This is a genomic window from Achromobacter pulmonis (genome assembly GCF_902859765.1).
In the GTDB taxonomy this organism is placed as follows: domain Bacteria; phylum Pseudomonadota; class Gammaproteobacteria; order Burkholderiales; family Burkholderiaceae_B; genus Achromobacter; species Achromobacter pulmonis.
Map to the genome: position 1 here is coordinate 1 of NZ_CADIJV010000030.1, position 12,352 is coordinate 12,352.

10 protein-coding genes and 1 pseudogene are annotated in these 12,352 nt (G+C 69.1%); 5 read left to right on the plus strand and 6 right to left on the minus strand.

Annotation, left to right across the window (positions count from 1 at the left end):
- From HV701_RS26865 to rfaE2, 5 genes are all read left to right on the plus strand, one after another.
- A partial coding sequence (locus HV701_RS26865; RefSeq protein ID WP_254595223.1) for a Tim44 domain-containing protein occupies positions 1-762 on the plus strand: 762 nt, incomplete at its 5' end.
- 194 nt (positions 763-956) lie between these two features.
- A complete protein-coding gene (locus HV701_RS21055) occupies positions 957-1,595 on the plus strand; it encodes a ubiquinone biosynthesis accessory factor UbiJ (RefSeq protein ID WP_175134954.1) in 639 nt (212 codons plus the stop codon).
- Between the two features lie 3 nt (positions 1,596-1,598).
- Positions 1,599-3,152, plus strand: a complete 1,554-nt coding sequence (gene ubiB, locus HV701_RS21060; protein WP_175134955.1) for a ubiquinone biosynthesis regulatory protein kinase UbiB — start codon at positions 1,599-1,601, stop codon at positions 3,150-3,152.
- Positions 3,153-3,333: 181 nt separating this feature from the next.
- The gene (locus HV701_RS21065) at positions 3,334-4,212 is read left to right on the plus strand and encodes a ferritin family protein (RefSeq protein ID WP_175134956.1); all 879 of its coding nucleotides are present in this window, start codon (positions 3,334-3,336) and stop codon (positions 4,210-4,212) included.
- Positions 4,213-4,279: 67 nt separating this feature from the next.
- Positions 4,280-4,768, plus strand: coding sequence for a D-glycero-beta-D-manno-heptose 1-phosphate adenylyltransferase (gene rfaE2 / locus HV701_RS21070; RefSeq protein ID WP_175134957.1), 489 nt, complete (start codon positions 4,280-4,282; stop codon positions 4,766-4,768).
- A 16-nt stretch (positions 4,769-4,784) separates the two neighbouring features.
- Here rfaE2 and HV701_RS21075 read toward each other — a convergent pair.
- The 6 genes and pseudogenes from HV701_RS21075 to HV701_RS21100 form a co-directional block, all read right to left on the minus strand.
- Positions 4,785-6,116, minus strand: a pseudogene (locus HV701_RS21075) (TolC family outer membrane protein).
- A 101-nt stretch (positions 6,117-6,217) separates the two neighbouring features.
- Positions 6,218-6,898, minus strand: coding sequence for a protein-L-isoaspartate O-methyltransferase family protein (locus HV701_RS21080; protein ID WP_175134958.1), 681 nt, complete (start codon positions 6,896-6,898; stop codon positions 6,218-6,220).
- Between the two features lie 194 nt (positions 6,899-7,092).
- Positions 7,093-7,935, minus strand: a complete 843-nt coding sequence (gene thiD, locus HV701_RS21085; protein ID WP_175134959.1) for a bifunctional hydroxymethylpyrimidine kinase/phosphomethylpyrimidine kinase — start codon at positions 7,933-7,935, stop codon at positions 7,093-7,095.
- Positions 7,932-8,741 carry a thiazole synthase gene (locus HV701_RS21090; protein WP_175134960.1) on the minus strand — a complete coding sequence of 270 codons (810 nt, stop codon included), beginning with the start codon at positions 8,739-8,741 and terminating at the stop codon, positions 7,932-7,934. The genes thiD and HV701_RS21090 overlap by 4 nt, the downstream gene beginning before the upstream one ends.
- Positions 8,742-8,997: 256 nt before the next feature.
- Entirely contained in the window at positions 8,998-9,906 is a 909-nt protein-coding gene (locus tag HV701_RS21095) for a cobalamin-binding protein (protein ID WP_175134961.1), read from the minus strand.
- A gap of 53 nt (positions 9,907-9,959) precedes the next feature.
- Complete coding sequence (locus HV701_RS21100) at positions 9,960-11,999, minus strand: TonB-dependent receptor (RefSeq protein ID WP_175134962.1); 2,040 nt, start codon at positions 11,997-11,999, stop codon at positions 9,960-9,962.
- Positions 12,000-12,352: the final 353 nt, after the last annotated feature.

The window sequence follows — 12,352 nt, forward strand, 5'->3', positions numbered from 1 at the left end:
GGTGCCGCGGGCGCCGCCGCCAAGAGCGGCGCGTCGCGCTGGCTCGGCCCCATCGCCGGCATTGCCGCCGGCCTGGGCATCGCCGCGCTGCTGTCGAGCATGGGCCTGTCGGGCGCCTTCGCCGAGTTCCTGGGGTCGGCCCTGCTGATCGCCGCGGTCGTGTTCGCCGTGATGTTCATCATCCGCCGCCTGCGCGGCGCGGCGCCGCGTCCGGCCACCCAGGGCGCCTTCGGCGGCGCCAACAATGCGCCCGGCCAGCCGCAGCAGCAGCCCATGTGGCGTGAGGCGCTGAAGCCGTCCGCTCCGGCCGCAGCGCCGGTTGCCGCCGCCGCCCCGGCCGCCGTGCTGCCCAAGGCGGGCGACGACAACAACTGGTTCGTGCCGGGCGACTTCGACACGCCCAACTTCCTGAAGCAGGCCAAGGACCAGTTCGTGCGCATCCAGGCCATCTGGGACAGCGGCAGCACCGACCGCCTGCGCGACTACCTGACCGACGACCTGATCACCGAGCTCAAGCCGCAGCTGGCCGAGCGCGGCGCCTCGCCCAACAAGACCGAGGTGGTGCTGCTGAACGCCGAGCTGCTGGGCATCGAAACCGTGTCCGACGGCCACCTGGCCAGCGTGCGCTTCTCGGGCATGCTGCGCGAGGCGCCGGGCGCCGAAGCCTTCCGCTTCGAGGAAGTCTGGAACCTGTTCAAGCCCGCCAACGGCGGCTGGCTGCTGGCCGGCATCCAGCAGATCCCGGTGGAATACGCCAGCTGATCTGGCTGGCGCCTGTCTCCCGATATCGCGGGGGCCGCGTGGCCGCCGCCCCAACCGGCCCATCAGGGCCGGTTTTTCCATGCGCGGGCGCAAACCCCGCCCAGACTGCCCGGAACATACCCTCATCCAACCCGGTACACTCCCGATTTACCCATCAACTTCGTCAGCCCCGTCGCCCGGGGCCGCGGACTGTCATGTTGCCCTTTTCGTTTCTGCCCACTCCCTCCCGGTTGGCCGTCGGCGCGCTCAACGCCCTGTTGCAGCGCGAGGACTGGGCGCGCGAACGCCTGGCGCGCCATGCTGGCAAGACCGTGCGTTTCGCGCTGGGCGGATTCACCCTGGGCCTGACTATCGACAGTGAGGGGCTGGCGGCCCAGGCCGACGCTGCGGTGGTGCCCGACGTGACCCTGACGGTGGCGCCCGAGAAGCTGCCGTTGCCGCGGCTGGGCGCGGGCGGCGAGGCGCCCGATTTCGCCGAGGCCACGCACATTTCCGGCGATGCCGCGCTGGCGCAGGTGGTGGCGGACCTGTCCAAGCAGCTGCGCTGGGACCCGGAAGACAGTCTGGCGCGGCTGGTGGGCGACATTCCCGCGTTGCGCATCGCCGGCGGGCTCCGCGCGGCGGCGGGCGGCGCGCGCCAGGCCGGCCAGCGCCTGGCCGAGAACGTGTCCGAATACCTGGCCGAGGAAAACGGCATGCTGTTGGGCCGTCCGGCGCTGGATCAATGGCGTCTGGACCTGGCCGAGCTGAATGCCCGCGCCGACGCGCTGGCGCGCTCGGCCGCCGCCTTGCAAACCCGGCTGGCCTCGGCTGCCGCCAAGCGAGGCGCCTGACCCATGTTCCCCTTGCTGCGCCTGTTCCGCATCATCCTGGTTTCGCTGCGCTATGGCCTGGACGAGCTGGTGCTCTCCAGCCTCAACCACCCGCTGGCGACCTGCCTGCTGCGCGTCATCCGCCTGGGCACCCGGCCGCGCCAGCCGCGCGGTCTGCGGTTGCGGCTGGCGCTGGAATCGCTGGGCCCCATCTTCGTCAAGTTCGGCCAGGTGCTGTCGACCCGCCGCGACCTGATCCCGGCCGACATCGCCAATGAACTGGCGCTGCTGCAGGATCGCGTGCCGCCGTTCCCATCGGCTCGCGCCGCCGCCTGCATCGAGGCCGCGCTGGGCGCGCCGCCGGAAAAGCTGTTCGCGCAGTTCGAGGTCGACCCGGTGGCGTCGGCATCCATCGCCCAGGTGCACTTCGCGGTGCTGCACGACGGCCGCGAGGTGGCGGTCAAGGTGCTGCGCCCGGGCATGCTCAGCATCATCGAGAAAGACCTGTCGCTGCTCAAGATCGTGGCGCGCATCATCGAGCGCCTGGGCGCCGATGGCCGCCGTCTCAAGCCACGCGAGGTGGTGGCCGAGTTCGACAAATACCTGCACGACGAACTCGACCTGGTGCGCGAGGCGTCCAATTGCAGCCAGCTGCGCCGCAACTTCGGTCCGGAATCGGGCCGCGGCGACATGCTGATGGTGCCCGAGGTGATCTGGGAATACACCACCTCCACCGTGTTCACCATGCAACGCATGTATGGCGTGCCGGTGGGCCAGGTCGAGCGCATGCGCGCGGCCGGCATCGACATCCCGACCCTGGCGCGCACCGGCGTCGAGATCTTCTTCACGCAGGTGTTCACCGACGGCTTTTTCCACGCCGACATGCACCCGGGCAATATCTACGTGTCCGACCGGCCCGAGACGCTGGGCAGCTACATCGCGCTGGACTTCGGCATCGTCGGTTCGCTGTCGGAATTCGACAAGAACTACCTGGCGCAGAACTTCCTGGCCTTCTTCCACCGCGACTACCGCCGCGTGGCGCAATTGCATATCGAGTCGGGCTGGGTGCCGCCCGACACGCGCGAGGAAGAGCTGGAGGGCGCGGTGCGCGCCGTCTGCGAACCCTATTTTGACCGGCCGTTGTCGGAGATTTCGCTGGGCCAGGTGCTGCTGCGCCTGTTCCAGACTTCGCGCCGGTTCAATGTGGAGATCCAGCCGCAGCTGGTGCTGCTGCAAAAGACGTTGCTGAACGTCGAAGGCCTGGGGCGGCAGCTCGACCCCAACCTGGATCTCTGGAAGACCGCCAAGCCCTACCTGGAACGCTGGATGCGCCAGCGTGTCGGGATCAAGGGCTTGCGGCAGAGCCTGGAAAAAGAAGCCGCGCAGTGGTCGCAGATGCTGCCGGCGCTTCCCAGGCTGGTCCATGACCACCTGAACCGCCCGAACCTGTCGCCGGCGCTGCTGGCCGAGATGGTGCAACTGCGGCGGGCCCAGGAGCAGGGCAACCGGCTCATCGCGGCGCTGGTTGGCGTGCTGGCCCTGGGCATCGGGGTGGCGCTGTGGGCCTTGACCCGATAGGCGGCGCGATGATGTAGGTGCGATCCCCTGTCATGTTTCATTCATGAAACGGTCATCATAGCTTCGCGGGAGACGGCGAAAAATAGCGCTGCGGAGGCTTGTGCAGCGTCACGCCGGCAAGCGCGTGCGCCATTCATCAATTTCCATAGCCCCACTAGCGGGACGAAAACAAGGGCAGAACATGCTTTATCCTGAACTCTTCAAGACCATGGAAGCGGTGCGCTGGAACATGGCGCACGATATTCCCTGGGGCGACTTCGATCGCAGCAAGCTCTCGGACGAGCAGGCGCAAACGATCAAGATGAACGCCATCACCGAATGGGCCGCGCTGCCGGCCACCGAGATGTTCCTGCGCGACAATCGCGGCGACAGCGATTTCTGCGCGTTCATGTCGGTGTGGTTCTTCGAGGAACAGAAGCATTCCCTGGTGCTGATCGAATACCTGCGCCGTTTCCGTCCCGACCTGGTGCCCACCGAAGAAGAGCTGCACAACGTGCGTTTCGAATTCGACGTCGCGCCCGAGCTGGAAACGCTGATGCTGCACTTCTGCGGCGAAGTGCGCCTGAACCATTGGTACCGCCGCGCCGCCGAATGGCATACCGAGCCGGTCATCAAGGCCATCTACAAGACCGTGGCGCAGGACGAGGCCCGCCACGCCGGCGCCTACCTGCAGTACATGCGCCGCGCGCTGCACAACCGCGGCGAGGACACCAGCGTCCAGGCGCGCCTGGCGTTCTCCAAGATCGGCGTGCTGATGGCCTCGGCCGGCCGCACCCAGCAGGCGCTGCACCCGACCAACCTGCACGTCAACAAGGACCTGTTCCCCAACGATACGGTGCAGTCGCGCCTGCCCGAGCCGGGCTGGCTGGAGCACTGGCTGGACAGCCAGATCCGCTTTGACGGCGTCTGGGAGCAGAAGGTCGCCACCCGCATCCTGCACATCCTGTCCAAGCTGATGGACCGCAGCTTCGAGACGGTCAAGGACCTGAACCGCTACCGCAAGGAAATGACGGCGCTGGTGTTGCCCCGGGAAAAGGACATCGTGCTGGCCGGCGCCTGAGCCGGCGCTGTCCCCCGGGGTTGGCCGCACAGGCCGGCCGGGGCGGCCGCCGTCGTACAATCGCGCCATGCCAGCCGCCCGTTTCGAATCCAAAGTCCTGTCCCGCGACGACTGCGTCGCGGCCGTCGCCGCTGGCCGCTATCCGCGGCCGCTGGTGTTCACCAATGGCGTCTTCGACATCCTGCATCGCGGGCACGCCACCTACCTGGACCAGGCCGCCCAGTTGGGCGCCACGCTGGTCGTGGCGGTCAACACCGATGAATCGGTGCGCCGGCTGGGCAAGGGCGAAGAGCGTCCCCTGAACCGCATGGAGGACCGCGCCGCGCTGCTGGCGGCGCTGGGCTTCGTCACCGTGGTCACGTCGTTCCACGAGGACACGCCCGAGGCCCTGATCGGCCAGCTCAAGCCTGACCTGATCGTCAAGGGCGGCGACTACGACATGGAGAAACTGCCCGAGACGGCCCTGGTCAAGTCCTGGGGCGGGCGCGCGGTGGCGATTCCGTTCGAGTTCGAGCGCTCCACCACGGCGCTGGTCAGGAAGATCCAGGGCGCCTGAGGCGGCCCTCCCGCGCTCAGCGCGGCTCGCGCAGCAGGCGGTTGATGGCGTCCAGGTCGGCTTCGCCGAGGATGCCACTGGTGGCCTTCAGGCGCAGCCCCGCCAATACCGTGCTGTAGCGCGCCAGCGCCAGGTCGCGCTGGGTGGCATAGAGCTGTTGCTGGGCGTTGAGCACGTCCAGGTTGATGCGCACGCCCACTTCATAACCCGTGCGGTTGGCCTCGACCGCGGCGCGGCTGGACTTCTCGCCAGCCTCGAGCGCCTGGATGCGCGCCAGGCCGCTGGTGACGCCGGTGTAGTACTGGCGCGCGGCCTGCACCGCCTGGCGCCGCGCGGCCTCGAAATCATGGCGCGCCTTTTGTTCCAACTGCACTTTTTCCGTCACCTGCGACGACACGCCGCCGCCCGAATACAGCGGAATCGACAGCACCACGCCGATGGTGCTGTCGATCGGCTTGCCCGGCGCGGCGTTGCGCATCACGGCGTCGCTGGCACTGCCGCTGGTGGCGCGCAGGTTCAGCGTGGGGTAGTGGCCGCTCTTGGCGATCTGGATCTCGCGGCCGGCGATGCGGGTCAGCAGTTGGGCCCGCAGCACCTCGAGGCTGGAGGATTCGGCCTGCGTGCTCCAGTCGGCCACCCGCGCCGGCTGCGGCGCCGGTAGTGGCACGCCGGGCGGCAGCTCGGCCAGCGCCCCGGGCGGGCTGCCGATGATCCGGGCCAGCTCGTCGCGGCGCACGTCCAGGTCATTCTGCAGCCGCAGCTCCTGCGCCACCACCAGGTCATAGCGCGCCTGCGCCTCGTAGGTGTCGGTGATGGTGGCGTTGCCGAGTTCGAAATTGCGCTTGGCCGACTCCAGCTGCCCGGCCACGGCGGCTTTTTCGGCCTCGGTCGCGGTCAGGGCATCCTGGGCGTACAGCACATTGAAATAGGCGTCGGCCACGCGCAGCAGCAGGTCCTGGTAGGCCTGCCGCAACTGCACTTCGACGTCGGCCACGATCAGCTTGGACTGCTCGTAGTTCTGTCAGCGGCCCCAGTCGAACAGCGGCTGGGTCAGCGCCAGGTCCCAGACGCCGCGGCCGCCGCTGTAGGCCATGCTCAGGCCGCGGGTGCTGCGGGTTTCCTGGTAAGCGCCACCGACGCCGGCCGAGACTTCGGGCAGCAGCAGGGCGCGCGCCTGCGGTTCCTTTTCCAGGCCGGCGCGGTAGTTGGCGCGCGCCGCGGCGTAGATCGGGTCATTGCCGAGGGCGGATTGCCACACCTGCAGCAGGTTCTGCGCGCACGCGAGGGACGGACCGACACTTGCGGCGGAGGTAAAAACCAGTAAAGCCGTAAGCAGTCGGACGCGCATGATGTGTCAGGAGGAGGGGTGCTGCTCCAGGGAATCCGGGGCGGGGAGCCCGTTGCCGGGCGGACCGGCGCGGCCGGACCGCGCGGTCCGGCCCAGGGGATTCAGAACTTGAACTGCGACACCGTGGCGCCGCGCAGGGGCTTGATGACCGTTTCGAACAGATTGACGGTTTCGAAGCTGGCGGCGGTGGTGCGGGTGATGCGACAGGCCGTCATGACGGGGGCCTGGCCGACGACGACGACCAGGCGGCCACCCACGCGCAACTGGTACTTGAGGGCATCCGGCACGACCGGCACGGAGCCCGTCACCAGGATCGCGTCGTATTCGGTGGAACCCCAGCCGTTGCGGCCGTCGCCGGTCTCGACCTTGACGTTGGTGACGTTGTTCATCTGCAGGTTCTGCTGCGCGAACGTGACCAGGCGGCTGTCGATCTCGACCGAGGTGACCTGCTGCGCCAGGTAGCCCAGCAAGGCGGCCTGGTAGCCCGAGCCGGTGCCGATTTCCAGCACGCAGTCGGATTTGCTCAGTTGCAGTTCCTGGGCCAGGCGGGCCTCGACCTTGGGCGCCAGCATGTTCTGGCGGGTGTTGACCGCGTTGATTTCCAGCGGCAGTTCCAGGTCGGAAAACGCCAGGGCGCGCAGGGCCGGCGGAACGAACTGTTCGCGGCGCACATCGAACAGCGCTTGCAGCACGTTGGCGTCCAGGACGTCCCACGGGCGGATCTGCTGTTCCACCATGTTGAAGCGGGCTTGTTCTACGTCGGGCAGGGTCGAAGCGTTCATGACGGTCTGAAAAAAAGCGGAGGAATCAGCCGACCATTGTACCGATTCGTAGCGTCCTGTGACGCCGCCGGGTGGGCCGGCGGGTTATCGCCTGGGCAAAGCGCCCGCCCGCCCGGCGCTTTCGGACGCGATGAGGGGGCATTGCGTGGCGCGCGAGGAGCCGGCAACCGGGGACGGTATGCCCCCGGCCGACCTTACCACCAGGCGTGGAAGTGATGCACCGGCCCGTGGCCGGAGCCGACCGACAGGCGTTCGGCGTGGCGGATGGCCTCGGTCAGGTAGGCCTTGGCGCGGCGGGCGGCCTCGGGCACATCCTCGACCTGCGGCAGCAGGGCGGCCAGGGCGGCCGACAGGGTGCAGCCGGTGCCGTGGGTATTGGCGGTCTCGATGCGGTGGCCGGGCAGCTCGATCATGCGGTCGCCGTCGTGCAGCAGGTCGATGGTGTCGTTGCCGGGCAGGTGGCCACCCTTGACCATGACCCAGCGCTGGCCCGCGTGCGCCAGCTTGTTGCGCAGGCGCTCGGCCACGCGCCGCATCTCCTTGACCGTTTCCACCGGCCGCTCTTCGAGCAGCACGCCGGCTTCAGGCAGGTTGGGGGTCAGCAGCGTGGCCTGCGGCAGCAGGGCTTCGCGCATGGCGCCGACGGCATCGCGCTCCAGCAGCAGGTCGCCGCTCTTGGCCACCATGACCGGGTCCAGCACCACGTGAGCCGGGGTCCACTTGGCCAGTTTTTCGGCCACCACCTGGATGACCGGCTGCTGGCCCAGCATGCCGATCTTGACGGCATCGATGCGCACATCGGCGAACAGGGTGTCGATCTGCTGGCCGACGAAGGCCGGCGGCACCGGCGAGATGCCGCTGACGCCCTGGGTATTCTGGGCGGTGAGCGCGGCGATCACGGCGCAGCCGTAGGCGCCCAGGGCGCTCATGGCCTTGACGTCGGCCAGGATGCCGGCGCCGCCGGACGGGTCGACGCCGGCAATGGTGAGCGCGTTGGGGATGGGACGGCCGCCGCCGGCCGCTTGGCGGCTGCTCATTTGGCGGCGCCGGGGGCGGCGGTGATCAGGCCCTCGGTGGGCGAGCTGGGCGCGCCGCTGTAGAGCTTCCTGGGCATGCGGCCGGCCAGGAAAGCCTCGCGGCCGGATTCCACGCCCTTCTTCATGGCGCTGGCCATCAGCACCGGGTCGCGCGCGGCGGCGATGGCGGTGTTCATCAGCACGGCATCGCAGCCCAGTTCCATGGCAATGGCGGCGTCCGAGGCGGTGCCCACGCCGGCGTCCACCACCACCGGCACGCGGGCCTGGTCGATGATCAGGCGCAGGTTCCAGGGGTTGAGGATGCCCATGCCGGAGCCGATCAGCGAGGCCAGCGGCATCACGGCCACGGCGCCCATGTCTTCGAGCATGCGGCACTGGATGGGATCGTCGGTGCAATAGACCATGACCTGGAAGCCCTCATCGACCAGCGTCTTGGTGGCCTTGAGGGTTTCGGGCATGTTGGGGAACAGCGTGTGCGGATCGCCCAGCACTTCCAGCTTGACCAGGGCGTGGCCGTCCAGCAGTTCGCGCGCCAGGCGCAGCGTGCGCACCGCGTCGTCGGCCGAGTAGCAGCCGGCGGTGTTGGGCAGCAGCGTGAACTTGGACATCGGCACGTAGTCGAGCAGGTTGGGCTCGCCCGGGTTCTGGCCGATGTTGGTGCGGCGGATGGCGACCGTGACGATCTCCGTGCCGCTGGCGTCCAGCGCGGCGCGGGTCTGTTCGAAATCCTTGTACTTGCCGGTGCCGACGAGCAGGCGCGACGAGTAGGCGCGGCCGGCGATGGTGAGAGTGTCTTGAGTGGTCATGGCGGTGTGTCAAAGGGCGGGCGCGCGCTGCGGGACCCGCGGGGCTGGCTGATCATCGGGCGGATCAACGGGTTGATCACGGTTAGGCGAATGATAAAGCACGGGGCGGCGCGCCCGCCCGCGCGGCGGGGCCGCGGCGTTCCAGAAATCGCGCTTGGCGCGCAGCCATGGGGCGCGCCAATGACCGGGTCGGCGGCAGGGGTATCCCTGGCGGCCGGCGTGGCGAGGCTGCGCGGGGCTGCGCGCGCTGGGCCGCCTAGGGTTGGCGCAACCGGTCCAGGTCCGCGCACAACTGCTCGGCCGCGTCGACCAGGCGCGGGCCAGGGCGATAGAGCGCGTCGGCATCGATGCCGTAGACGTGGCCGGCCTGCGCCGCCGGCAGGCCCATGGCGCGCCAGGCGGCCAGGTTGCGGGCGGTGTCGGCGGGCGTGGAGACCCCGGCCAGCACCGCGTCGGGCCGCGCCGCCAGCACGCTTTCCAGGCCGACCTGCGGCGCCACCACGGGCGCGTCGCCAAACACATTGACGCCGCCGCACAGGCGCAGCGCGTCGCTGACGATGCTGGTGTGGTTGAGGGTGTAGAGGGGGTCCAGGCCCGCCTGCACGAACACACGCACCGGCGCGCGGCCGGCGTAGCGCGCGGCCAGCGCGTCCAGGCGCGCGCGCAGGGCCCGGGCGGCGGGGGCGGCCCGCGCCTCGGTGCCGAACAGCACGCCCAGGCGCTCGACCGCGTCGGGAATGGCCGCCAGCGTCTGCGGATCGCTGTAGTAGAGGGCCACGCCCAGCTTGTCCATCACGCGCGCCAGCGGCGCGGCGGCGGACGGTTGCCAGGCGATGACCAGGTCGGGCCGGGTGGCGGCCACGCGTTCGGGATCGGGCTGGGTGCCGTCGCCGATGACGGGCAGGGCGCGGGCGGCGGGCGGATAGTCGCTGCCGCGGATGGTGGCGACCAGGTAGTCGCCGGCGCCGGCCGCGTAGACCAGCTCGGTGGCGTGTGGCGCCAGGGTGACCGCGCGCCGCGCTGGCGCGGCCAAGGTGACCTCGCGGCCGCGATCGTCGCGCGCGTGGATGGCCGCCGGGCTGCCTGCGGCGGTATCGGCCGCCGCCGCGCCCGGGGCGGACAGCAGCCCCAGGACGGCGAGCGAAAGGGCGCGGACGCAGGTCATGCGAGGGATCGATAGGTCGGCGTGGAACAACGCCGACTATATCGGATCGCCGCTCAGTAACGCACCGTGAGGGACGCGTAGAAGTTGCGGCCGGGCGCGGGGTACAGGTTGTAGTTGGCAACCGGGCCCAGCATCTGGAACGAGGCATCGCCGCCACGGATGCCGTAGGTGGCGTACTTGCGGTCCAGGATGTTGTTGATGCCGAACGCGCCTTCGATGTTGCTGGTGAACTTGTAGGCCACCTTGGTATTGAAGAGCACGTAGGCGTCCAGCTGGGTATCGAACTGGTTGGCCTGGTCGTTGTCCATGCGCGACTTGCCCACGTACTGCGCCGTCACGTTCCACAGGAAGGCGTCGGTGGGGCGCCAGGTCACGCCGGCGTTGGCCAGCCACTTGGGCGCCAGCGGCACGGTCTTGCCCGACAGGTCGACGCCGGCGTAGGTGCCCGAGCGGAATTGCGCTTCCATCCAGGTCAGGTTGGCGTCCAGCGTCAGGCTGCTGGTCAGCTTGTGGTGGCCTTCCAGCTCGATGCCCTGGCGGCGGGTCGGATCGAGGTTGGTGTTGGCGCCCGTGCCCGGGCCCCACATGCCGTCGGCCAGCGGGTTGTACTGGATCTCGTTGGTCAGGTCATAGCGGAACCACGACAGGCGCGCGCTGGTGGTGTCCGAGGCCCAGGTCACGCCCAGTTCCTTGTCGGTGGACGTCTGCGGCGCCAGCGGCGATTGCACCGACAGGGCTTCATCGGCGTTGGGCAGGCGGAAGCTGCGGCCGACCTTGCCGTACAGGCCGAAGCCGGCGGGCAGGTCCTGGCGCACGCCCAGTTGCCAGGCGGTCAGGTGGTGGCCCTTGTCCGATTCCTCGCCGGAGCCGGAAATCACGTCGAGCTTGTCGGAGGCGTACTGGCGGCGCGCGCCCAGGGTGACGTAGGTGCTGTCGGTGGCGCGGATCTGGCCTTCGGCGAACAGGCCGTACTGGCGCTGGCGCGACTGCCACTTGGACGGCGTGACGTCGTAGTAGGCGTTCTGGTCGGCGGAGGTCTTGGCTTCCTGCGCGTCGGCGCCGAACACCACGCTGTGGCCGCCGTTGATCGGCAGGCGGTAGCGCAGGCTGGCCAGGTTCTCTTCCAGCTTCTGCTGGCGCAGCGTGTCACCGAAACCGTCGTACGACAGGCCGTTGAGCTTCTTCTCGCGGGTCGAGGCGTCGGCGTACAGGGTGCCGGCGCCGATCTGCTGTTCGATCTGCAGGCCGAAGGTGGTGCTGGTGGTCTTGACGTAGTCGACCTTGTTCTTGGCGCCGCGCGGGTCGCTTTCGAACTGGTTTTCGCCGGTGGTCGGGTTGATCAGGCGCGGGCCGGGCAGGTCCAGTTTCTGCGTGGTGGTGTTGCCGAACAGGCGGATCGAGCCGCTGTCGTGGCGGAAAGTGATGCCGCCGCCGCCGCCCTCGCGGCTTTCGCCGCTGTGCTCGCGGTAGCCGTCGCTGTGCAGCGATTGCATGTAGGCATCCACGCCCACTTTCTGGTTGTTCAGGGCCACGGCGGCGTCGTACTGGCGCAGGCCGTAGCTGCCGAAGGTGGCGGTGGCGCGGGCCGTGACCGGTTCCTTGGCGAAATCCTTGCGGGTGATGATGTTGATCACGCCGCCGGTGGCGCCGCCGCCGTATTGCACCGAGCCGCTGCCGCGCACGATTTCGACGCGTTCGACCTGATCCAGCGGCACCACGCCCAGGCTCGGGGCCGACAGGTCGTTGGTGTTCTGCTTGACGCCGTCGATCATGATCAGCGTGTTGCTGGCGCCGGTGATGCCGAAGCCGCGCAGGTCGACGATGGCGTTGTCGCTGGCGCTGGTGGTGTTGATCAGGTGGATGCCGGCTTGCGTCGACAGCAGGTCCTGCATGGTGCGGGCGCTGCTGGCGGCGATGTCTTCGGCGGTGATGACCGAGATCGACACCGGCAGCGTGCGGCCATCGGTCGGCACGCGCTGGGCGGTGACGGTGATGGCGTCAAGTTCGGGGGTGGCGGCTTGCTGGGCGGCCGACAGGGCCGGGGCGGAGCAGAGCAGGGCGCCGGCGTAGCGCCGGATGGAGCGGGATTTCATCTACTGGACCTCGATGCGACCCGCGACCCCGCAGGTCAATCACGATGGGGAGGAAACCCGGGCCACGCCGCGTCCCGGGAGGGGGCGGGTGCCGGACGGGCGTCCTGGCGATCGAACAGGCCGGTATCGGGCTGCCATGGGCGCATCGCGCGCATGGGGACCGTTGCGGGGGCAGCACAGGCTGGATACCCGCCATGCCAGCCTGGTGGGCGGCGGGGCGGACGTCTTCCTGTTTCCCGTTTACCTTTCGCACGCGGACCGGCAAGTGTTGCGTTCTTGCCTGTCCTGTTGCGCCGAAAGCACCGGTTCGGGGCCGAAACTGTATCATCGCGGGCCGTAACAGGGTCCGTTTT

Bases quoted from the DNA above. Each gene is read 5' to 3' on its own strand.
- HV701_RS21055 (WP_175134954.1), top strand. From the start codon at position 957: ATGTTGCCCTTTTCGTTTCTGCCCACTCCCTCCCGGTTGGCCGTCGGC.
- ubiB (WP_175134955.1), top strand. From the start codon at position 1,599: ATGTTCCCCTTGCTGCGCCTGTTCCGCATCATCCTGGTTTCGCTGCGC.
- HV701_RS21065 (WP_175134956.1), top strand. From the start codon at position 3,334: ATGCTTTATCCTGAACTCTTCAAGACCATGGAAGCGGTGCGCTGGAAC.
- rfaE2 (WP_175134957.1), top strand. From the start codon at position 4,280: ATGCCAGCCGCCCGTTTCGAATCCAAAGTCCTGTCCCGCGACGACTGC.
- HV701_RS21080 (WP_175134958.1), bottom strand. From the start codon at position 6,898: ATGAACGCTTCGACCCTGCCCGACGTAGAACAAGCCCGCTTCAACATG.
- thiD (WP_175134959.1), bottom strand. From the start codon at position 7,935: ATGAGCAGCCGCCAAGCGGCCGGCGGCGGCCGTCCCATCCCCAACGCG.
- HV701_RS21090 (WP_175134960.1), bottom strand. From the start codon at position 8,741: ATGACCACTCAAGACACTCTCACCATCGCCGGCCGCGCCTACTCGTCG.
- HV701_RS21095 (WP_175134961.1), bottom strand. From the start codon at position 9,906: ATGACCTGCGTCCGCGCCCTTTCGCTCGCCGTCCTGGGGCTGCTGTCC.
- HV701_RS21100 (WP_175134962.1), bottom strand. From the start codon at position 11,999: ATGAAATCCCGCTCCATCCGGCGCTACGCCGGCGCCCTGCTCTGCTCC.